A 22,305-nucleotide genomic window follows, 5' to 3' on the forward strand; every position below is an offset into this window, starting at 1 on the left:
GATCAGAATGGAATAACTGGGGTTATTGAATGGAAAATGCACCTGCCAATGTTGCGGCTGATTCTGCAGCTAACCTGCCGGAAGCTGTGCAGGCGGACGCAGGCGGCGTTACTGCGGACAAGGGCGACAGGCAAGGCAAGTCCAGCTTTCTGAAAAGCGGCAGCCGGGCCGAGACCATCCTGTCCAACTTCAATCAGTTGGACGTATTGCGTCAGATGGCTCTGCTGATTGGGTTTGCAGCAAGTATTGCACTGGGTTTTGCCGTGGTGCTCTGGTCGCAGTCCGACAGTTACCGTCCACTGATGTCCAGCCTGAATGAAGTGGATTCAGCAGCCATTGTTGAAATTCTTGAGCAAAATCGTATCAAGTACCGAATCGATCCTTCCTCTGGTGCTTTGTTGGTGCGTGAAGATGATATTCATCGTGCTCGCATGCAGGTTGCGGGTGCAGACATACGTCAGCCCAACACTGTGGGTTATGAGTTGCTGGAGCGTGATCAGGGGCTGGGTACCAGCCAGTTTATGGAAAATGCCCGCTATCTGCGTAGTGTCGAAGGTGAGTTGTCGCGCACCATTTCAAGTCTCGAAAGTGTAAGGCAGGCACGAGTTCACCTGGCGGTTCCCCGGCAGTCGGTTTTTCTGCGTGATCAACGCAAGCCTTCAGCATCCGTGTTTTTGAATCTGACGCCTGGCCGCAGCATGGAGCCGTCCCAGGCGCAGGCCATCATGCGTCTGGTTGCATCCAGCATTCCACAGATGGATGCCAAGGATGTCACGATTGTTGATCAGCGCGGCAATCTTTTGTCTCAACGGGAAGAAAACGAGACAGACAAGGCGATGGCACGCCAACTGGAACATACCCGTCTGGTTGAACAGCGCATTAATGAACGTATTCGCTCCATTCTGGAGCCGGTGGCAGGACCAGGTCGTTTTCAGGCTGCTGTATCTGTAGATATCGATTTTACCCAGATCGAACAGAGTGCAGAGCTGTTTAATCCCGATATGCCTGCCATTCGTAGTGAACAGACGGTAGATGAACAGCGTTCTGGTGATTTTGGTCCGATGGGAATTCCGGGTGCCTTGTCCAACCAGCCGCCCCAGGATGGCTTTGCCCCTGAAGAGGCAGCAGGCCTGGGTGGAGGGGCTCAGACACCGACCAACCGCCGTTCACAGGCGACTCGCAACTTTGAGCTGGATCGTACGTTGAGTTATTCGCGGAATGACTCTGGACGCATTGCGCGCATGACGGTTGCAGTGGTTGTTGATGACCTGATCCAGCGTAACCCACAAACTGGTGTGGCTGAGCGGCTGCCCTGGAACGAAAACGAAATTGAGCGGATTACCACGCTGGTACGCAACGCCGTAGGTTACAGTGCGGCCCGTGGTGATAGCGTCAGCGTGATCAACTCACCCTTTGTTGAGGGCATGGTTGAAGAACTGCCCGCACTGCCCTTGTGGGAGCAGCCTTGGGTATGGGATCTTGCCAAACAGATACTGGCAGGCCTGTTTGTCCTGATTCTGATTTTTGGTGTGTTGCGACCCATTCTCCGCAATCTGGCCACGCGCTCCGATAAGGATGTGGATGATGCCGAGCTGGATGCGCTGGCACCCTTGGATGGTGGTCTTTCTGATGACCAGGTTACACTTAGCGCTTCAGATGATCCGTTGTTGGCACCACCCAGCGACCTGTATGAGCGCCAGTTGAATGCCATCAGAGCGTTGATTGCCGAGAATCCCGGGCGCGTTGCCCAGGTTGTGCGCCACTGGATAGCAAATAATGAGTGACGACGATCTCTATAATGAGAGCCTTTCCTCGCTGGAAAGAGCTGCAATCCTGCTGATGTCTCTGGGTGAGACAGATGCAGCGCAGGTGCTCAAACACATGGGGCCGAAGGAAGTTCAGAAGATCGGTCTGGCGATGTCACAGCTGCAGAATGTCAGTCGTGCCCAGGTTGAAGAGGTGCTGGGTGACTTTCTGGAAGACGTTGGTGAGCAAACTGGTCTGGGTGTGGGTGCTGATAGTTACATCCGCCGCATGCTCAGCGAAGCGCTGGGTGAAGACAAGGCCAATGGCCTGATTGACCGGATACTGCTGGGTGGTAACACCACCGGTCTGGATACCTTGAAATGGATGGAGCCGCGCGCTGTGGCTGATATCATCCGTTTTGAGCACCCACAGATTCAGGCCATAGTGATGTCCTATCTTGATCCTGATCAGGGTGCTGAGATTCTGCGCTACTTTGATCCCAAGGTTCGCCTGGATGTCATGTTGCGCGTTGCGGCTCTGGAATCCGTGCAACCTCAGGCACTGCAAGAACTGAACGACATTCTGGAAAAACAGTTCTCCGGTTCGGGTGGCACACAAACCACCAGTATGGGTGGTGTCAAGGTGGTTGCTGACATCATGAACAACCTTGATAGCACCGTTGAAGGTGAACTGATGGATGCCATTAAGGAAATTGATGAAGCGCTGGGAGAGGAAATTGAAGACCTGATGTTTGTCTTTGATAACCTTGCTGATCTGGATGACAAGGATCTGCAGACCCTGTTGCGTGAGGTTAAACCGGAAACACTGACGCTGGCCTTGAAAGGTGCGGAAGCACGGGTACAGGAAAAAATCTTCAAAAACATGTCCAAGCGTGCTGCTGAGCTGCTGCGGGACGACCTGGAGGCTCAGGGTCCTGTTCGTGTCAGTGAAGTTGAATCTTCGCAGAAAGAAATCCTCGGTGTTGCAAGGCGTCTTGCAGAAGATGGCACCATCAACCTTGCATCGGGTGGTGATGAGCTGGTCTGATCTGAGGCCAGCCACCACTCTGAATAAGCCAGGAAACCTTTTGGGGATGTACAAGTGCATAACAAAAAGCGCATACCGGCCAGTGCAAATATTGCTTACCAACGCTGGGAAATGCCGGACCTTACCGGTGTGCGTCGCCGTATTGCCCAGCGCCTGGATGAGCTGAAAGCGGAAGAGGAGGCTTCAGCCTCTGAGGCTGCTGAATTAGAAGAACCGCATATCCCCACCCCTGAAGAAATTCTTGCCGAACGTGAAGCCGCACGTCTTGAAGGTTTTGCTGAAGGTCAGGCACAAGGCCAGCTGCAAGGTTATGAGGATGGTCGTGCCCAAGGTTATGCTGAGGGCGAAGCAACAGGTCAGCAAGCTGGTTTTGATGCTGGTTATCAGCGAGGCCTTGAACAGGCACGTCATGAAGTGGATCAGCAGTTGGCACGTTTGCAAGGGCTGATTGAACAGTTGCAAGGTCCTGTAGCAAGACTGGAGCACGAGGTAGAAGAGGCCTTGCTGTCGCTGGTTGACCTGGTCTCCCGAGCCATTCTGCGTCGTGAAATATCCCTTGATCGTACCTTTTTGGCTGATGTACTCCGCGAGTCGGTGGCTGCGCTTCCTGTGGGCCATCAACGCCTGAGAATTTTTATTCACCCTGATGATCAGGCTTTGGCCGAAGCTGCTTGTCGAGATCTGCTGGAGGACTACCGGCTGGTTTCCGACCCTGCAATTACACCGGGTGGCGTGCGGGTGGAAACCCTGCAGAGCCTGGTGGACTCAACTTTGGAAAATCGCTACAAAAAAGTGATCGATCAGCTGCTCAATGCTGGTTACCGAGTGGATGACTCCAGCCTAAAACCATTGCCAGACGATGTGCTTCCGACCAAAGACACTTCTCCTCTTGAAAGCCTGGCGTTCACTGAGCCATCCACTACGCAGCTAAGACAAGATATACCGGATCCTGACCATTCTTCGGCAGTAGATCCGTCAGATCCTGAGGCTTCAAGTATTGATGCAAGTGCGGAAGAGTTGTTGTCGGATGGCGAAGAGGCTGCCGTGATGACTCCTGCTGCAACTGAACCTACGCGGGTAAGCCTGCAACGGGGAGGTGTACCTCGCAAGCTGCCAGCAGATGCTGGTGCCGCTGGTGCAGCAGCAGTTCCTGATGTACCGGAAGCTGTGCCTCAGGATAATCCTGCCATGGATGCTGCACTTACTGATGCATCAAGTGTAGTTGATGAGCCTGTAGATGATGTTGTTGAGCCGGCTGAAGCTGATGAAGACGCTTTTTTTGAGCAGGCATTTGATGCATTGATCCAGCAATCAGGAAACACGGAAGAAAATGTTGCTGAAGATGGCGACCATGCTGAAGCTGAACTGGATGCCTTCCTTGAAGGCTTTGAAGAAAATCTGGCAGCACCGTCTTTGAAGGCGGATTCAGATGAAGCAGCCTCAATGGATCAGCTTGAGGTGAGTGAGGCTGAGTCTGAGATGGAAGAAAAAGCCTGGGCGCCTGAGTCGGTACATGATGATCGTTACCTGGAAGATGCCCTTGAAAATGCATGGATGGATGACCTTGAATCCTCATTAAAGGATGATGAGTTACCGGAGCTTCCACCCGATCAGGAGCAGCAGTGATGACCAGTGCTCTGGCTGATCGGCTAAAAGCTTTTCAGGAGCAGATCAAGGTTGATCGTCCGCTCGTTGAAGGGCGGCTGGTCAGGATGGTGGGTCTGACACTTGAAGCGGTGGGTTGTAACCTGCCGGTTGGCTCTTATTGTGATATCGAATCCGTGACTGGTGAGCCGGTAGAGGCCGAAGTTGTTGGTTTTGCGGGTGACCACGTTTACCTCATGCCATTGAAGACTGCGGAAGGTTTGCGCCCTGGAGCAAGGGTGACACCCAATATGCGCGCTTTGAATGTTCCGGTGGGTTTTGGTCTGTTGGGGCGTGTGCTGGATGGTTATGGTCGCCCACTGGATGACCGTGGTCCGCTTGCAACAGAGGGTGAGGCCAGTCTGAATGGTCGTCCGATCAATCCACTGGACAGACACCCGATCGACACCCCGCTGGACGTCGGGGTTGGTGCGATCAACTCAATGCTGACGGTGGGTCAGGGCCAGCGTATGGGTTTATTTGCCGGCAGTGGTGTGGGTAAATCGGTATTGCTGGGCATGATGACTCGCTTTACCCAGGCTGATATCACGGTGGTGGGTCTGGTCGGTGAGCGGGGCAGGGAGGTTAAGGAATTTATTGAACAGATTCTGGGTCCTGAAGGCATGGCCCGTTCTGTTGTTGTTGCCTCACCTGCAGATGATGCGCCGCTGATGCGTTTGCGCGCAGCTCAGTTGACACACAGTATTGCGGAATACTATCGCGATAAGGGAAAGCGTGTACTGTTGCTGATGGATTCACTCACGCGTTATGCCCAGGCACAACGTGAAATAGCGCTGGCAGTAGGTGAGCCGCCAGCCACAAAAGGTTATCCGCCTTCTGTTTTTGCCCGAATTCCGCAATTGGTGGAGCGCACGGGTAATGCTGCACAGGGAAAGGGATCCATCACTGCTTTTTATACGGTGCTCACTGAAGGTGATGATCAGCAGGATCCTATCGCGGATGCTGCTCGTGCGATTCTGGATGGACATGTGGTGCTGTCCAGGCGTTTGGCAGAAGAGGGGCATTATCCCGCTATCGATATCGAAGCATCCATCAGCCGTGCCATGCCCCAGATCATTTCTGCCGAGCATTTGTCCTGGGTTTACCGCTTCAAGCAGCTTTATGCCCGCTATCAGCAGAACCGCGACTTGATCAACGTCGGGGCTTATACCCGTGGCAGTGACCCGGAGATAGATCTGGCAATTGCACTGATGCCGGCGATGCGTCAGTTTTTACGTCAGCCACTGGATGAGCAGATCAATTTGCTGACCAGTCGCCAGCGTCTTGAGCTATTGGCAAAAAACATGTCACCTCAGCAGCCACTGGCAGGGTAAGGAGGATGCATGGGCCGTGAAAAACGCCTGGAACCTGTATTAAAAATGGCGGAAGCCAAGGTAGATGAAGCCGCCCGCGCACTGGGTTATCTGAACCAGAAAATCGCCCAGGAAGAAGCGACCCGAGCGCTGCTGAAAAATTATGAAGGTGAATACCTGCAATTAATGCGTGGTGGGGATCAGGCCGGTCGCAGAATGGATGTGCAGGCAGTCATGCGCTACCAATTGTTTATTCAACGCCTTGAGGCAGCACAAATTCAGCAGAATGAACAGTTGCATCTACTGCAGCAGCAGAAAGCGCAGGTGACAGAGCACTGGATTAAAACCCGCGCAAGAGCTCAGGCTGTCAGCAGTGCCATGGATTCGATTCGCAGGGAAGAAGCGGTGCAATCTAATCGCCAGGAACAAAAGCTGTTTGACGAGCTGAATACCATGCGTATTGCGCGTATGCGTTAACCCCTTCCTTATCTGGCACACTTTGTGCTGAGTAAATGGCAAAGAAGGCTTATGCCCTGTACTTAAACTTGGGCACCTAAGGAATTTTGCCAATGAATTCATCTGCCCCACTAAATTTTCTGCTTGATGTCACACCGGTTTCCACTGATGCAGTGGGTCGTTCCCAGTCCAGCGCAAGGTCACCACAAGACGGGCAGGATTTTCAAAGCCATCTTGCCAGCCGTATGGATCGTGATGGGCCAACGCAGCCACAACACACTCGCCCAACAAATGCATCAACACGCACCGAAGCCCCTTCTCAGGAAAAGGTTCGGTTGCACTCATCTCGTGGTGAAGCAGCCCAACCAGTAAAAGAAACCGTTGTTCAGGGTGGCGAAGTTTTGCCGCTGAGTGATGAGGCGCGGAATTTTCTTGCCGGTCTTGATGATGAGGTGCGCGACCAACTACTCAATGAACTGCATTCCTGGTTGGCAAATTTATCGCCTGAGGCTTTGGAAAACTTGCAGGCTACCCTTGCAGAGGGTGGCTCATTACTCACGCTGTTGCCAGATGACTTGCAGCAGCAGATGACCAGTCTTTTACAGCAGGCTGAGGATCAGAATGCACTGTTGGCTGGCTTGAACCAGTTGGTGCAATTGCTCAGCAGCAGGGAGCTGGACCCAGCAAGATTGGCGGGCACAAGGGTGGTTGCAACAGGTTTGGAGCTGCAGCCAGTTCAGCAGCAAGATGGGCGTCCGCTTGAAGTTCGCGATGCCGCACAAAGGGGAGCTGCTCCTTTAGCAGCTGAGCCATCAAAAAATGCGCTGGCTGAGTTGATGTCTGACTCGTCCGGCAACTCCGGACGTCAAACAGGTTCTGGCAAGCAGCGTCAGGATTCTTTTGCTGACATGGTGTCCAGGTTGAGTCGGGCAGATGGCGCCGCAGTGGCGGTCTCCCCGCGCCAGAGTGGAGAATCACTGCAACAGCTATTACAGGCGGCGGGGCTGGGATTGCCCGGTGTTCAGGCTGCAGCAGTTGGGCAGGGTGCGGCGCGCATGGTGGGTATGCAGCCCGCCTCAATCATGATGCAGGCGGCCGCTCAGGCTAATGCTCAGGCGCTGGCCAGTCGTATCAGCATGATGAATGGCAAGGGGCTGCAAGTTGCCGAAATGCGTCTGGATCCCCCGCATCTGGGTAGTGTAAGGGTTGAGATACGTATGCAGGGTGAACAGGCATCAGTAGTGTTTCAGGCCCCGAATGCACATGCCCGCGAGCTTTTGGAACAGTCTTTGCCTAGGCTTAGGGAGATGATGGAGGCAGAGGGGCTGCAGTTGGCTGATGCCCAGGTTTCCGAGGAGTCTCATGACGGTCAGGGAGAAGATGGAAAGGCTTCCGGGCGGTCAGGATCTGGTTATGCACTCGAAAGCTCGGATGATGACTCACAGCAGGCACAGGTAGTGTTACTCGATCAGCCTCTGGGTCTGATAGACTATTATGCCTGAAGCTAGGTTGCCGGATAATCTGTTCCGGCTTGAGTGCAAACCGGAGGAAATGAGTCATGGCTGAAGATGTGAATGAAGGTGGCAAAAAAAACAAGCTGGTATTGATTGGTGGGCTGGTGGTTGGACTGGCGATAGTGGCCGCCCTTGCAGTTGGTGGAACCTTGTTTTTTCTGGATCGTTCACCTTCGGAAGAGTCTGCAGGCACCACTTTGCCCGGGACCAGTGGCCGCATTCAGCTGAATACCGCCTTTTATTACACCTTTGAGCAGCCTTTTGTTGCGCCACTGGTCTCTTCGGATCGCCGTCAACGCTTTCTGCAGGTTTCGCTGGCAGTAAAGGCTGAAAATCAGGCTGCAGCAAATGCCATTGAAAAACACATGCCATTGATCAAGAACAATCTCAATATGCTCTTTACCCGACAGGATTATCAAACACTGCAAACACCAGAAGGCAAGTTGCAGCTGCAGCTATCCGCAGCTGAGGTGGTGCAGGGTGTGGTAGAGCGTGAAGGGGTGAGAATTAGTGAAGTGCTGATCACTGATTTTGTCATGCAGTGACACCAGATAAAAACAGTTAGACTGCACCAGACTGATAGGGTGAATTTTTATGGCAGTTCAGGATCTGCTATCGCAGGATGAAATAGACCTTCTTCTCCACGGTGTTGACGATGACGATCTTCCTGATCCGTCAGAAGCGGCCGAGGGTGCTGGTGATGTGCAGACCTATGACATCACCAGTCAGGACCGTATTGTTCGCGGTCGCATGCCAACCCTGGAGATGATCAACGAGCGTTTTGCCCGTTATACCCGTATCAGTCTTTTTAATTTGCTGCGCCGTAGTGCCCATGTGGCATCGGGCGGTGTGCAGATCATGAAGTTTGGCGAGTATGTGCATACCCTGTACGTGCCGACCAGCCTGAATCTGGTAAAAATACGTCCATTACGGGGAACGTCCCTGTTTGTCATGGATGCCAAACTGGTGTTCAAGCTGGTTGATAATTTCTTTGGTGGTGATGGTCGTCACGCCAAAATTGAAGGGCGTGAATTCACCCCGACAGAAATCCGTATTGTGCAGAAGGTGCTGGAACAGGTTTTTATCGACCTTAAAGAAGCCTGGGCCACAGTTTTACCGCTGAATTTTGAGTACATCGGTTTTGAAGTCAACCCGGCAATGGCTAACATTGTCAGTCCCAGCGAGGTTGTTGTTGTCAGCACCTTCCATATTGAACTGGATGGTGGTGGTGGTGACCTGCACATCACCATTCCTTATTCGATGATTGAACCGGTACGCGAAGAGCTGGATTCCGGTGTGCAGTCGGATGTGGATGATATTGATGAACGCTGGGTACGAGCCTTGCGAGCCGATATCATGGAAGCCAAAATCCCACTTAATGTGAAGGTCGTTGATAAAAAGCTGACCTTAAGGGATCTGGTGCACCTGGAAGCGGGTGATATTATCCCGGTTGATATGCCGGATCATGTCACCCTGCATGCCAACGGCGTACCGGTATTCAAATGTAAAATGGGGCGTTCAGGTGAAAATCTGGCGCTGAAAATAAAAGAACAGATCAGATTGGTACGCTGATCAGTGAGCACTGATCCCGTTTAAACCGCGTTGGGAAAAGGAAGATGAGCGAAGAAGAAAACAACGAAGACTGGGCATCTGCACTGGATGAGTCAGGTACTGATGATGACTGGGCTGCTGCAATGAATGAGCAGGGTGGGTCTGCATCCGCTTCCGATGATATGGATGACTGGGGTGCTGCTCTGGAAGAGCAGGCGAAATCGGATGGTGAGCTGACGGAAGATGATATCCAGTCAGCACCACTGGAGTACCTTGAGGATGACTCGGTAGGCTTTGATGGTGATAACCCGAATCTTGAAGTTATCATGGATATTCCGGTGACCATTGCCATGGAGGTTGGCAGCACGGAGATTGCCATCCGTAATCTGCTGCAGCTGAACCAGGGTTCAGTGATTGAGCTGGATCGCCTCGCTGGTGAACCACTGGACGTTAAGGTGAATGGCACCTTGATTGCTCATGGTGAAGTGGTGATGGTGAATGAAAAGTTCGGTATTCGCCTGACGGACGTAGTGAGTCCGTCCGAACGTATCAAGCGCCTGCGCTGATCAGCAAGATGCTGTATGCAGCGTTGAAAAACATCAAGGTACAGCGGGCAGGGATTTCCTGCCCGCTGCTTTTGCTGTGTTTTTTCAGTCCATCCTTGCTGGCGATGAGTGATCGCCCTGTGCCCAGCACTGCAGCTGCAGCCACCCAGATCGGGCTTGGTCTGCTTGTGGTGCTGCTGCTGTTGTTTTTTCTGGCCTGGTTGGTGCGGCGGCTTAACCTGGTGCCTGGTGCCATGGGTGCGGCTGGAGGCATGAAAGTTCTGGCAGTGTTGCCTTTGAGTAACCGCGAGCGATTGATCCTGGTGCAGGTTGGCAGTGAACAGCTCTTGTTGGGTGTCACCCAGCAGCAGATTAACTTGATCCATCGCCTGGAAGAGCCATTATCGACGGAAGGCTCACAGCAGGCAGCTTTTGCTTCACTGTTGGATTACTGGAAGCAGAAAACAACCCGACACCGTAAAGGTGATTCAGGAGACGAGGAACGATGAAGCGGGTATATGCAATCGGTTGGTTGTTGCCGCTGCTGCTTTTGCCTTTACCGGCAATGGCACAGTTGCCGGGTGTGGAAGCCTTGCGGATGATTCCCGGGGATGATGGTAGCCAAAGTTATTCGGTGACCATCCAGATCCTGGCGATCATGACGGCGCTGACACTCTTGCCGTCGATGTTGATCATGCTGACCAGCTTTACACGTATTATTGTGGTATTGGCCATTCTGCGTCAGGCACTGGGTTTGCAGCAAACGCCTTCCAACCAGATCCTGATAGGCCTGACGTTATTCCTGACTTTTTTTATCATGACGCCTGTATGGGAAAGGATTAATGCAGAAGCACTGCAGCCCTACATTGCAGAGGAAGTCTCTCCACTGGAGGCTGTTCAGCTTGCCAGGGCCCCACTGCAGGAATTCATGCTGGCCCAGACTCGAGAAGTGGATCTGGATATGTTTGCCCGGATTGGCGGTTATGATGTGATCGAGTCACCGGAGGATGTCCCGTTTGTGGTGCTGGTGCCGGCTTTTGTTACCAGTGAGCTGAAAACAGCTTTCCAGATAGGCTTTATGCTGTTTATACCTTTTTTGATACTGGATATGGTGGTGGCCAGTATTCTGATGGCCATGGGTATGATGATGCTATCTCCTATCATTATTTCCTTGCCATTTAAAATCATGCTGTTTGTGCTGGTGGATGGCTGGACACTGGTGATGGGTACCCTGGCGGCCAGTTATGGGTATTAGCCAGCTTCAGCCTGATTTAGCGCAAGGAGGTTGCCAATGAGCCCGGAAGTTGCTGTTGACCTGCTGCGGGAAGCACTTTTCATAGTTATCACCATTGTTGCAATTGGTGTGGTGCCTGGCTTGCTGGTGGGTTTGGCGGTTGCCATTTTTCAGGCCGCCACACAGATTAACGAGCAGACACTGAGTTTTTTGCCACGCCTGATGGCAACCCTGCTGGCGCTGATCATTGCCGGGCCCATGATTCTGCGTATGCTGATGGAGTTTTTTCAGCGTCTGGCAGACAGTATTCCCTATCTGATAGGTTAGGGGTGGCTGATGCTGGAGCTGACTGATGCGGAATTAACGGCCTGGGTGGGTAGTTTTTTATGGCCTTTTTTTCGTATTGGTGCCTTTTTTATGGCTGCACCAATTTTTGGTGCCAATATGGTGCCTGCGCCTGTGCGCATTGGCCTGTCCTTCTTCCTGACCCTGATGATTTTACCCCTGTTACCACCGGTGCCGGTGATGGATGGTCTGTCACCCCAGACCTGGTTGCTGGTGGCACAACAAATTATTATCGGCATCAGTCTGGGTTTCATGGTACAGCTGCTGTTTCAGGTTTTTGTGGTGTTTGGTCAGATAGTCGCGATGCAGATTGGTATGGGCATGGCCCAGATGGCTGATCCGAGCAGCGGTATTAACGTTACCGTACTCAGTCAGTACACACTGATCATGACCAATCTGGTGTTTCTGGCCGCTGGCGGCCATCTGGTCATTATTTATACCCTGGCAGAAAGTTTCACCATTATTCCCGTTGGGCTTGAAGGTTTAAACCGTGAGCGGGCCTGGCTGATAGCCGCTCAGGGTGGCTGGCTGTTTGCGGGTGCCTTGTTAATGGCCTTGCCGATCATTATCGCCAAGCTGGTGGTGAACATTGCGCTGGGTGTGGTTACTCGTGCAGCGCCACAGCTCAACATTTTTGTGATTGGTTTTCCGGTTATGATGATGCTGGGCCTTTTGGAGTTGTGGGTCTGGACCACGGAATACCTGTTTCATTTTGATCGCATGTCACGAGATGTGTTTGACCTGTTGCGCGTTTGGCTGGAGCTGGGCTGATGGCAGAGAATCAGGACGGCCAGGAAAAAACAGAAGAACCCACGTCGAAACGTAAAGAGGACTCGCGACGTGATGGTGAGGTGGCACGCTCCAAAGAGCTGAGTACAACAGTGCTGTTGCTGGCAGCGGGTATGGCACTATTGGTGTTTGGTGCCTGGATGGGTAACAAGGCACTGGATATTTTTGCCTATAACTTTGATTTAACCCGTCATGATGTGACCACTCACGATGCCATGTTCAAGCATTTTACTGTATCGGTATGGCATGCCATCGGTGTGGTGCTTCCCTTCCTGATCGTATTGTTTGTGGTTGGTGCCCTGTCACAGATTGTGGTGGGAGGGTGGAACCTCACTGCCAAGGCCTTGATTCCGAAGTTCAGCAAGCTTAACCCCATTTCCGGCATAAAACGCATCTTTTCAAAGAACTCCCTGGTGGAGTTTGTGAAGTCTGTAGCCAAGGTTCTGCTGGTTGGAGTGACCTCGTTCATCATCATCTGGGGACTGAAGGAAGAGTTTGCCACCCTCGGCGCCATGGCGCTTGAGCCTGCGATCGCCAAGGGCAGTTACCTGATCATCTGGTCGTTTCTGGCCATCAGTCTGTCACTGATCATTGTGGTGTTGATTGATGTGCCCTGGCAGCTGCATCAGCACAATGAAAAGCTGAAAATGACCCGCCAGGAGGTCAAGGATGAATACAAGAACACTGAGGGTAAACCGGAGGTCAAGAGCCGCATACGTCGCATGCAGATGGAAATGGCACAGCGTCGAATGATGGCCGATGTCCCTTCTGCAGATGTGGTCATTACCAACCCAACCCATTATGCTGTAGCACTGAAATATGATGAGTCAGGCAATGGTGCGCCGCGAGTGGTCGCCAAAGGTCAGGATCAGATCGCCGCCAAGATCAGGGAAATCGCCGATCACTATCAAGTGCCGGTATTGCAACTGCCTCCTTTAAGTCGCGCGATATATTTTTCAACTGAAATAGGGGATGAAATCCCCCATGCCCTGTTTATGGCCGTGGCTCAGGTGCTGGCTTATGTGTTCCAGTTGAAGCAATACAAGTCAGGCAAGGCTCGTAAACCTGATGCGCCGAAAAAGGTTGAAGTGCCGCCAGATCTGGACCCTGAATCCTCCTGATTTACAATTCTACGCAGCAAGGTTCCAGACCATGAGTTTATTTCATGGGCAGATGTTGGCATACTTCGGCGTCGGTGCCACCTGGCGCCGGTGTCTTTTGTTATCAGGTGAAACATGGATCGAACACAGCTGCAGAATACTTTCCGGTCAGTCGCACAGAGTCAGCTAGCCATTCCGGTGCTGCTGCTGGCTTTGCTGGGCATGATGACCTTGCCGATGCCGGTATTCCTGCTGGACCTCTTCTTCACCTTCAATATTGCCTTTGCCATCGTCATTCTGCTGGTTGCCGTCTACGCCTTGCGTCCTCTGGACTTTGCAGTATTTCCAACCATTCTGCTGGTGGCCACACTGTTGCGTCTGGCCATGAACGTGGCATCAACACGTATTGTGCTGCTCAATGGCCATGAGGGTGGTGATGCGGCTGGAAAGGTCATTGAAGCCTTTGGTTCGGTGTTGATCGGTGGTAACTATGTTGTTGGCATGATCGTGTTCCTGATCCTGATGATCATCAACTTTGTGGTTATCACCAAGGGTGCTGGACGCATTTCAGAAGTCAGTGCCCGCTTCACTCTTGATGCCATGCCCGGCAAGCAGATGGCCATCGATGCAGACCTGAACGCTGGCCTGATTGATCAGAAAGAGGCAAAAGAGCGGCGCGAAGAAATTGCCGCTGAAGCTGATTTTTACGGTTCCATGGATGGTGCCAGCAAGTTTGTGCGTGGTGATGCCGTGGCAGGCATCATGATTCTGGTGATTAACGTGGTGGGTGGCCTGCTGATTGGTATGTTGCAGCATGGCTTGCCTTTCGGTGTCGCAGCTGAGCGTTATGTGCTATTGACCATCGGTGATGGTCTGGTTGCCCAGATTCCTTCTTTGATGCTGTCAGTGGCAGCAGCCATCATGGTGACACGCGTCAATTCCTCACAGACGATTTCCAGTCAGGTGTCCAACCAGATGTTTGGTACGCCCAAGGCGCTGGCAGTTGCTGCTGGACTGATGGTGGTGATGGGTATTATTCCAGGTATGCCACACCTGGCTTTCCTGGGGTTGGCCAGTGTTGCTGGTGGTGGTGCCTGGTTGATTCACCGGATGATGGAAAAACAGCGCCAGGATCAGGCTGCTGCTGAACAGGCGGCCAGTCAACTGCCGATGACACCTGATCCTGATGTGGTGGACCAGAAGGAGCTGAACTGGCAGGACGTGGCTCCTGTTGATTTGCTGGGACTGGAAGTCGGTTACCGACTGATTCCGCTGGTGGATAAAACCCAGGGCGGCCAGTTGCTTGGGCGAATCAAGGGGATCCGCAAGAAGTTATCGCAGGATCTGGGATTCCTGATGCCTTCGGTGCATATTCGTGACAATCTGGATTTAACACCCAACAGCTATCGCATTATTCTCAAGGGTGTCACGGTTGGTGAAGCGGAAGTGCACCCAGAGCGGGAAATGGCGATTAACCCCGGTCAGGTGTATGGACCGATTAATGGCATCAAGGGCCGTGATCCGGCTTTTGGTCTGGAAGCAGTCTGGATCAACCCCAGTCAGCGGGAAGAAGCTCAGACGTTGGGTTATACCGTGGTGGATGCCAGTACTGTCATTGCCACTCAGTTGAACCAGGTGATGCATGATTATGCTCATGAGTTGATCGGTCATGATGATGTGCAGAAGATGCTCGACATGCTGTCACAAAGTGCACCGAAACTGACGGAGCAACTGGTGCCGGATAGCGTGACATTATCAATACTCTTGAAGGTGTTGCAGAACCTGTTGACCGAACAGGTGCCCGTGCGTGATTTTCGCTCCATTGCCCAGGCTCTGGTGGAGGCAGCGCATACCACACGCGATCCGATCCAGTTGACCACTGCGGTGCGGGTTGCCCTATCGCGCTCAATCGTTCAAGCCATTACCGGGCCGAGTGACCATCTGGCCGTTATTACGCTGGAACCTCAGTTGGAGCAGTTGTTGCTGAAAAGTGTGCAGCAGGCTGCGCAGCAAGGCGGTGAAACGGATCAGCTCATTCTTGAGCCGGCCATGGCCGAGAAGCTGCAGCAGTCCCTGAGTGAAGTGGCTCAGCAGCAGGAGATGGCAGGCAATCCGGCGGTACTGGTCACGGCGGCCCCTGTGCGGCCAGTGATGGCGCGCTTTGTGCGTTATGGTATACAGAATGTTCACGTTCTATCCTATCAGGAAATACCGGATAATAAGCAGATCACCATCGTGGCAACCATTGGCCAGTAAAACTGGCTGGAAGATCAGGCTGATGAGGATTTTTGATGCGGGTTAAGCGCTTTTTCGGGGCAGACTCCCGGCAGGCAATGCGATTGGTTCGGGAAGAGTTGGGCGCTGATGCGGTCATTGTCTCCAATCGCAAAGTGGAAAATGGCGTCGAGATTGTCTGTGCGCTGGATTATGATGAAGCAGACAACCCCGCTACTTTTGCCAGTGCGCTGAAACAGGCTGATCAGGGAGATGCATTGCAACGTGAGCTGGATGAGGCGCGTCAACGCATTTTGTCAGGTGCACGTTTTGATACAGGCTTGTCCGATAATGCCTTCCAGAAGAAGGCACGCATGCGCCAGTTGGGCTCGTTATCGGAAGGCCTTTCGCCGGGCGGTTATACCCCAGCGGCCAGCGAAGACTATTCACCCCCTCCCTTGCATACTGGTGGCTCTGCTGAAGAGCTTGCCATGCGGGCGATGCAATCTGAAATCCAGAGCCTCAGGGATCTTGTTCGCGAACAGTTGCGTGAGCAGGATGCCTTGCGTAATCCGACTGAGGCGCTGGTGCGCAATCGCTTGTTAAGTGCTGGTTTCAGTGATGCTTATGTACGGCGTCTGTTAAAACTTCTGGTGCTTGATCCGGATATGGACAGCAAGGCGGCCTGGCGTCAGGTGCTTGACCGTCTAAAGGGTGAAGTACAGACCCTGGACGAGGAGTTTATCGACAAGGGGGGGATTGTTGCCTTGCTGGGTCCCACCGGCGTTGGTAAAACCACCACACTGGGAAAGCTGGCTGCGCGTTATGTACTCAAACATGGTGCAGAAGGTCTGGCACTGGTCACCACGGATTGCTACCGCATTGCTGCCTATGAACAATTACGCACCTTTGGCCGAATTCTCGGTGTGACGGTGCGGGTGGTCGATGAAAACAACGCCCTGGACATGACACTCAAATCTTTGCGGAACAAAAGCCTGGTGTTGATTGATACGGCAGGATTGAATGTTCGTGACCCCAACCTGCAGGTGCAGATGGGATTGCTTGGATCAACACAGGCGCGTATTCGCAGATTCATGGTATTGCCGGCCACCAGCCAGGCGCGTGTGCTGCTGGATACCTATGAAGCCTACCGTGACGCCGGGTTAAATGGTTGTGTGCTGACCAAGCTGGATGAGGCTGTAAATATAGGTGAGGTGCTTGGACTGGTATTGGAAAAGCGCCTTCCGGTCAGTTATGTGACCAACGGTCAGAAAATACCTGATGATGTGCAACTGGCCAGCCCTACCTCTCTGATTGCACGTTTTGCCAGAGATGTTGAGCGCAGTGAAGAAGCCTGAAAGGATTGGATGGATGTAAAGCATGACAGCAGCCAAGGGCCTTAATCTCTATTCCCGCAATCAGCAACTGGCTGATTCGCGTCTGCTGGAGCAGTATGCTGCTCTGGTGCGCAGGATTGCGCACCACCTCCTTGCGCGCCTGCCGTCAACAGTGCAGTTGGATGATTTGCTGCAATCGGGCTCGATGGGGTTGATAGAAGCCTCCCGGAATTTCGACGCAGAAAAGGGTGCCAGCTTTGAAACCTTTGCATCGATCCGGATTCGCGGGGCCATGCTGGATGAAGTGCGCCGACAGGATTGGGTGCCGCGCTCAGTGCATCGCAATAGTCGTCGTGTGAGTGAAGCGGTGCGCAATATCGAAGCGCGCACCGGTCGTGATGCACAGGACCATGAAATCGCTCAGGAAATGGGCGTTTCACTGGATGAATACAATCAATACCTGGCCGATACGGCAGGTTCTCGCCTGTTCAGCATTGAAGAATTGAGCGGCCAGGAGGATTCAAGTTTTGAAGTGGCGGACGATAATGGCTCCGAACCACTGGCAGAAGTGCAGGAGAGCCGCTTTCAGGAATCGCTGGCGAAAGCAATTTCAGCTTTGCCTGAGCGTGAACAAATGGTACTTTCTCTGTACTATAACGAAGAGCTTAATCTGAAGGAGATCGGGGCGATACTATCGGTCAGTGAGTCCCGGATCAGTCAGATTCTGAGTCAGGCTGCGGCGCGTTTGCGCGGAAGGCTTGCTGATTGGAAAAATGTATAGCATGCCTTTCTTCAGGCTTGGTTGTACTATAATCATTACCGCTGCTTGCAAGGTTTAACGGAGGTTGCCTTGAATAAAGACATGAAGATTCTCATTGTGGATGATTTTGCCACCATGAGAAGGATCATTAAAAACCTGCTCCGCGACCTGGGCTTTAATAACACCCATGAAGCGGATGATGGCCTGACAGCCATACCTATGCTGAACACCGGCAATTTTGACTTTCTGGTCACCGACTGGAATATGCCGGGTATGACCGGTTTTGACCTGCTGAAGCATGTGCGAGCTGATCCTGATCTCAAGGATTTGCCTGTGCTGATGGTTACAGCAGAGTCCAAGCGTGAGCAGATAGTTGCAGCGGCCCAGGCTGGCGTGAACGGTTATATTGTCAAGCCGTTTACAGCTGCAGTGTTGAAGGAAAAGATCGAGAAGATTTTTGAGCGCATTCAGAAGTAATGGCTTGATTCCGTTGAAACCAGAGCCAGGGTGGATGCATGTCTGATTCGAGTCGTCAGCCGGAAAACTTCGAGGAACTGCTACGCAGTACCACGGGTGAACTGGTCAGCAAAATAGAGCAGGGTGATCTGGCGGATGCCGTCAACCTGCTGCAGACGATTAATGATGCACGCAACCGCAACCTCTATCAGGAAGTGGGTCGATTAACACGTGCTCTGCACGATGCGATTCGCGAATTTCAGCTGGATACTTCGGCCGTGATCGGGGACAAGGAAGCCATCTCTGATATGGCCGATGCTACAGATCGGCTGAATTATGTGATCAGCCTGACCCAGAATGCCGCCAACCGTACCATGGACAAGGTTGAAGAGTGTGTGCCGATTGCTGACCGGCTGGGTCGTGATGCAGCGAGTCTACGCAAAGAGTGGGGGCGCTTGATCCGTCGGGAAATGAAGCCAGACGAGTTCAGGAATCTGTATCATCGTATGGATGCTTTTCTGTCTGAAACAGAAACCCACGCTGGTTTACTCGGTAATAACTTCAGTGAAATCACCTTGGCGCAGGATTACCAGGATCTGACCGGCCAGGTCGTGAAAAAGGTGATTACGCTGGTGCACGAAGTGGAAGACAGCCTGGTCAATCTGGTGCGTATGGCCAGTCAGGTCGACAGAATAACAGGCATACGCCATGCGGATGCCGACAAGAAAAAAACAGAGGACATCAACAAGCAACTTCCAGAAGGTCCTGTGATCAATGCCGAGAAACGCGGGGTTGACGTAGTATCCGGACAAGATGAAGTTGATGACCTTCTCTCCAGCCTCGGGTTTTAAAGGAGCCGATGGATGAGTCTCGATGCAGATCAGGATATTCTGCAGGATTTCCTGGTAGAAGCCGGAGAAATTCTGGAACAGCTTTCTGAGCAACTGGTTGACCTTGAGCAATCACCCGATGACCCGGAATTGCTTAATGCCATTTTTCGCGGCTTCCATACAGTTAAGGGTGGTGCCGGCTTTTTACAGATCACTCCGCTGGTGGAGTGCTGTCACAACGCCGAGAACGTGTTTGATACCCTGCGCAAAAACCAGCGCCAGGTAACCCCTGAGTTGATGGATACAGTGCTGAGCGCGCTGGATGCTGTCAACGAGATGTTTGAAACCGTACGCTCCAATGAAATGCCTGAAGCTGCAGATCCTGCACTGATTGATGCGCTTGCCTATTATGCCTTGCCAGAGGATGAGGCCGGTGAAGCGCCGACCGCAACAGCTTCTGCTCCTGCCTCAGAGCCAGCAATTGTAACCTCTGAACCTGTTACTGCAGATGGTGATATCACCGATGCAGAATTTGAAAGTCTACTCAATGCCTTGAGCCCCGAAGATCGCGCTTCGATGGAAGAGCAGCGCCCTGCAGCGACACAGGCTCCGGCAGCAAAAACACCATCTGATGACCTGATCACTGAAGACGAGTTTGAAAACCTGCTGGACCAGTTGCATGGCAAAGGCAAAGGGCCTGGAGCTGCACTAGGTGCTACAAAAGCCTCTGAACCTGCTGCTGCAAAACCTGCAGCAGCAGGCGGTGATGACCTGATCACCGAAGATGAATTTGAAGCCTTGCTGGATCAGTTGCACGGCAAGGGCAAAGGGCCGGGTGCTGGTGAGATCCAGGCTGCAGCACCTGCACCTGCAGCAAAACCTGCACCGCGCCCTGCTGCACCCAAGCCGCCTGCCCCTATCGCACGTGATGATGATGATGACAAGCTGCCTGCCACCCAGTCCAAGGTTCCTGCCAAAAAAGAAGCTGCTGCAGACAACACTGTAAGGGTCGATACATCCCGGCTTGACGAGATCATGAACATGGTCGGTGAGTTGGTTCTGGTCCGCAACCGTCTGGTGCGCCTGGGTGCTGACAGCTCTGACGGTGAGCTGGCCAAGGCGGTAGCAAATCTGGATGTGGTTACGGCAGACTTGCAGACTTCCGTGATGAAAACACGCATGCAACCCATCAAGAAGGTTTTTGGTCGCTTCCCACGTGTTATTCGTGATCTATCCAGAAAAATGAACAAGGAAATTGTTCTGGAAATGATCGGTGAAGACACGGATCTGGATAAAAACCTGGTGGAAGCGCTGGCGGACCCGCTGGTTCATCTGGTGCGCAACTCTGCTGACCATGGCATTGAGCTCCCAGAGGTTCGTGAAAAACGAGGCAAGCCACGGGTTGGTACGGTGATCCTGGCTGCAGAGCAGGAGGGTGATCATATTCTGCTGACCATCTCGGATGATGGTGCAGGTATGGATCCTGAAGTGTTAAAGCGCAAAGCCGTTGAAAAAGGTCAGTTGGACCAGGATGCGGCTGATCGTTTAACTGATCAGGAAGCATTTAACCTGATTTTTGCCGCAGGCCTGTCCACCAAAGATGAAATTTCTGATGTGTCTGGCCGTGGTGTTGGCATGGATGTGGTCAAGACCAAAATTGCTCAGCTTAATGGCACCATTAATGTCTGGTCCGAGCTGGGTAAAGGCAGCAAAATCATCATCAAGGTGCCGCTGACGCTGGCAATCATGCCAACCCTGATGATCAAGCTGCAGGATCAGACCTTTGCCTTGCCTCTGGTTAACGTGAACGAAATTTTCCAGCTGGATATTTCCCGTGCCAACAAGATTGATGGCCAGGAAGTAATTATTATCCGTGAAAGAACACTGCCACTGTTCTACCTACGTCGTTGGTTGGTCAGGGATATCACCCGCCGTCAGATCTCCAAAGAAGAACTGAAGGAAGCGCACGTGGTGGTGGTATCCATTGGTAATCAGCAGGTTGGGTTTGTGGTTGATGACCTGATTGGACAAGAAGAAGTGGTCATCAAACCCTTGGGCACCATGCTGCATGGAACCCCAGGCTTGGCTGGTGCCACGATTACCGGTGACGGACGCATTGCCCTGATTCTGGATATTCCGGGGCTGTTAAAGCATTACACAGGCCGTCGCTGAAGTAGAAAAGGTTTGGGAGACAAGCATGCCAATCACCGTTCTGGTGGTTGATGACTCAGGTTTTTTTCGCCGCCGCGTTTGTGAGCTGCTTGAAACCGACCCGCGTTTAAAGGCGATAGGAACCGCCTCAAACGGCAAAGAAGCTGTTGAAAAAACGCTGGAGTTAAAACCTGACGTCATCACAATGGATTATGAAATGCCGGTAATGGACGGCATTTCGGCTGTGCGAGAAATTATGGCTCGGCAGCCTACGCCTGTTCTGATGTTCTCTTCGTTGACGCATGAAGGTGCAAGGGTAACCCTGGACGCCCTTGAAGCGGGTGCAGTGGACTATCTGCCAAAGAACTTTGAGGATATTTCCCGCAACACTGAAAAAATGGCACGCGTACTTTGTGAGCGTGTTATCACCGTTGCCAGAAGTCGCGGAGGTGTTGCTGAGCCAGTCCGTCGGCCGATGTCGAGTGAGTCTTCGGCAGCAACACCGGCTCCGCCGACATCACGTCAGTCTGTGCCGCGTCGAGAGCCGCTTGCAGACAGAATTGCGGCAAGAAGGGATGAGGCCAGAAAGAATCAGGAACGACAGCAGGCCGAGCGCGCTGCTGCCAAAGCATCGCTGGCCCCGGCAGTTAAACCGAAAGCGAATCCCCGGCATTTTTCGCTGGTGATGATTGGTACCTCAACGGGTGGGCCGATGGCCTTGCAGACAGTGTTAACGCGTTTGCCAGCAGACTTTCCTGCCCCTATAGTACTGGTTCAGCACATGCCATCCACCTTTACCGGTGCTTTTGCAGAACGGCTGAACAGCCTCTGCAAGATCCGGGTCAAGGAAGCCGAAGACGGTGATTTGTTGCGACCAGGTCAGGCATTGTTGGCGCCTGGTGGCAAGCAAATGATGATCGACAAACGCAATGGCGGTTGTGTCCGGATTTTGCCGGGTGATGAGCGCTTGAATTACAAGCCCTGCGTGGATGTGACCTTTGGTTCGGCTGCCAAGGTCTACCCCGGCAAAATTCTGGCGGTGGTTCTGACAGGTATGGGGGCTGATGGGCGTGAAGGCTGCCGCCTGTTGAAGGAAACCCAGTCCGTGGTCTGGGCGCAGGATGAGGCCAGCTCAGTGATTTATGGTATGCCCATGGCAGTTGCCAAAGCTGGACTGGCCGATGAAGTTATTAACCTTGCGGATGTGGCCGACAAGTTAATCAGCGATGTCACCTGATACGGAAAGACAACACAGGTGATCAACAGGAGTTGA

At 52.7% G+C, this 22,305-nt stretch carries 21 protein-coding genes; all 21 read left to right on the plus strand.

Annotated features, from left to right (window positions below):
- Positions 1-29 precede the first annotated feature (29 nt).
- Complete coding sequence (fliF, locus tag BT114_RS04310; RefSeq protein WP_084661892.1) at positions 30-1,784, plus strand: flagellar basal-body MS-ring/collar protein FliF; 1,755 nt, start codon at positions 30-32, stop codon at positions 1,782-1,784.
- Positions 1,777-2,793 carry a flagellar motor switch protein FliG gene (gene fliG, locus BT114_RS04315; RefSeq protein WP_072325109.1) on the plus strand — a complete coding sequence of 339 codons (1,017 nt, stop codon included), beginning with the start codon at positions 1,777-1,779 and terminating at the stop codon, positions 2,791-2,793. The genes fliF and fliG overlap by 8 nt, the downstream gene beginning before the upstream one ends.
- A 54-nt stretch (positions 2,794-2,847) precedes the next feature.
- On the plus strand, positions 2,848-4,419 hold the full coding sequence (locus BT114_RS04320) for a flagellar assembly protein FliH (RefSeq protein WP_072325110.1): 1,572 nt from the start codon (positions 2,848-2,850) through the stop codon (positions 4,417-4,419).
- Complete coding sequence (gene fliI, locus BT114_RS04325; protein ID WP_072325111.1) at positions 4,419-5,771, plus strand: flagellar protein export ATPase FliI; 1,353 nt, start codon at positions 4,419-4,421, stop codon at positions 5,769-5,771. Before BT114_RS04320 ends, fliI begins: the two co-directional genes overlap by 1 nt.
- 9 nt (positions 5,772-5,780) lie before the next feature.
- Positions 5,781-6,227 carry a flagellar FliJ family protein gene (locus BT114_RS04330; protein ID WP_072325112.1) on the plus strand — a complete coding sequence of 149 codons (447 nt, stop codon included), beginning with the start codon at positions 5,781-5,783 and terminating at the stop codon, positions 6,225-6,227.
- Positions 6,228-6,319: 92 nt separating this feature from the next.
- Positions 6,320-7,708, plus strand: coding sequence for a flagellar hook-length control protein FliK (locus BT114_RS04335; RefSeq protein ID WP_072325113.1), 1,389 nt, complete (start codon positions 6,320-6,322; stop codon positions 7,706-7,708).
- Between the two features lie 56 nt (positions 7,709-7,764).
- Positions 7,765-8,265 (plus strand): flagellar basal body-associated FliL family protein, encoded by a 501-nt coding sequence (locus tag BT114_RS04340; protein ID WP_072325114.1) that lies wholly within the window; start codon positions 7,765-7,767, stop codon positions 8,263-8,265.
- A gap of 49 nt (positions 8,266-8,314) precedes the next feature.
- Positions 8,315-9,292 (plus strand): flagellar motor switch protein FliM, encoded by a 978-nt coding sequence (gene fliM, locus BT114_RS04345; protein ID WP_072325115.1) that lies wholly within the window; start codon positions 8,315-8,317, stop codon positions 9,290-9,292.
- A gap of 44 nt (positions 9,293-9,336) precedes the next feature.
- A complete protein-coding gene (gene fliN, locus BT114_RS04350; protein WP_072325116.1) occupies positions 9,337-9,837 on the plus strand; it encodes a flagellar motor switch protein FliN in 501 nt (166 codons plus the stop codon).
- An 8-nt stretch (positions 9,838-9,845) separates the two neighbouring features.
- Complete coding sequence (gene fliO, locus BT114_RS04355; RefSeq protein ID WP_084661894.1) at positions 9,846-10,325, plus strand: flagellar biosynthetic protein FliO; 480 nt, start codon at positions 9,846-9,848, stop codon at positions 10,323-10,325.
- A complete protein-coding gene (gene fliP / locus BT114_RS04360) occupies positions 10,322-11,071 on the plus strand; it encodes a flagellar type III secretion system pore protein FliP (RefSeq protein WP_072325117.1) in 750 nt (249 codons plus the stop codon). Before fliO ends, fliP begins: the two co-directional genes overlap by 4 nt.
- Positions 11,072-11,107: 36 nt before the next feature.
- On the plus strand, positions 11,108-11,377 hold the full coding sequence (gene fliQ, locus BT114_RS04365) for a flagellar biosynthesis protein FliQ (RefSeq protein WP_072325118.1): 270 nt from the start codon (positions 11,108-11,110) through the stop codon (positions 11,375-11,377).
- A 9-nt stretch (positions 11,378-11,386) separates the two neighbouring features.
- Positions 11,387-12,166 carry a flagellar biosynthetic protein FliR gene (fliR, locus tag BT114_RS04370; RefSeq protein ID WP_072325119.1) on the plus strand — a complete coding sequence of 260 codons (780 nt, stop codon included), beginning with the start codon at positions 11,387-11,389 and terminating at the stop codon, positions 12,164-12,166.
- On the plus strand, positions 12,166-13,305 hold the full coding sequence (gene flhB, locus BT114_RS04375) for a flagellar biosynthesis protein FlhB (RefSeq protein ID WP_072325120.1): 1,140 nt from the start codon (positions 12,166-12,168) through the stop codon (positions 13,303-13,305). The genes fliR and flhB overlap by 1 nt, the downstream gene beginning before the upstream one ends.
- A gap of 114 nt (positions 13,306-13,419) precedes the next feature.
- Complete coding sequence (gene flhA, locus BT114_RS04380; RefSeq protein WP_072325121.1) at positions 13,420-15,540, plus strand: flagellar biosynthesis protein FlhA; 2,121 nt, start codon at positions 13,420-13,422, stop codon at positions 15,538-15,540.
- 35 nt (positions 15,541-15,575) lie between these two features.
- Positions 15,576-16,856 (plus strand): flagellar biosynthesis GTPase FlhF, encoded by a 1,281-nt coding sequence (gene flhF / locus BT114_RS04385; protein WP_072325122.1) that lies wholly within the window; start codon positions 15,576-15,578, stop codon positions 16,854-16,856.
- Positions 16,857-16,878: 22 nt separating this feature from the next.
- Positions 16,879-17,616: an RNA polymerase sigma factor FliA gene (locus BT114_RS04390; protein WP_072325123.1), complete on the plus strand. Its 738-nt coding sequence runs from the start codon at positions 16,879-16,881 to the stop codon at positions 17,614-17,616.
- A gap of 81 nt (positions 17,617-17,697) precedes the next feature.
- Complete coding sequence (locus BT114_RS04395; protein ID WP_425434769.1) at positions 17,698-18,072, plus strand: chemotaxis response regulator CheY; 375 nt, start codon at positions 17,698-17,700, stop codon at positions 18,070-18,072.
- 38 nt (positions 18,073-18,110) lie between these two features.
- Entirely contained in the window at positions 18,111-18,902 is a 792-nt protein-coding gene (locus tag BT114_RS04400; protein WP_072325125.1) for a protein phosphatase CheZ, read from the plus strand.
- Positions 18,903-18,914: 12 nt separating this feature from the next.
- Positions 18,915-21,053: a chemotaxis protein CheA gene (locus BT114_RS04405; RefSeq protein ID WP_072325126.1), complete on the plus strand. Its 2,139-nt coding sequence runs from the start codon at positions 18,915-18,917 to the stop codon at positions 21,051-21,053.
- A 25-nt stretch (positions 21,054-21,078) separates the two neighbouring features.
- Positions 21,079-22,269, plus strand: coding sequence for a protein-glutamate methylesterase/protein-glutamine glutaminase (locus tag BT114_RS04410; RefSeq protein WP_072325127.1), 1,191 nt, complete (start codon positions 21,079-21,081; stop codon positions 22,267-22,269).
- The last annotated feature ends 36 nt before the right edge of the window (positions 22,270-22,305 follow it).

The sequence above is a fragment of the Marinospirillum alkaliphilum DSM 21637 genome, from assembly GCF_900119735.1.
Lineage (GTDB): Bacteria > Pseudomonadota > Gammaproteobacteria > Pseudomonadales > Halomonadaceae > Marinospirillum > Marinospirillum alkaliphilum.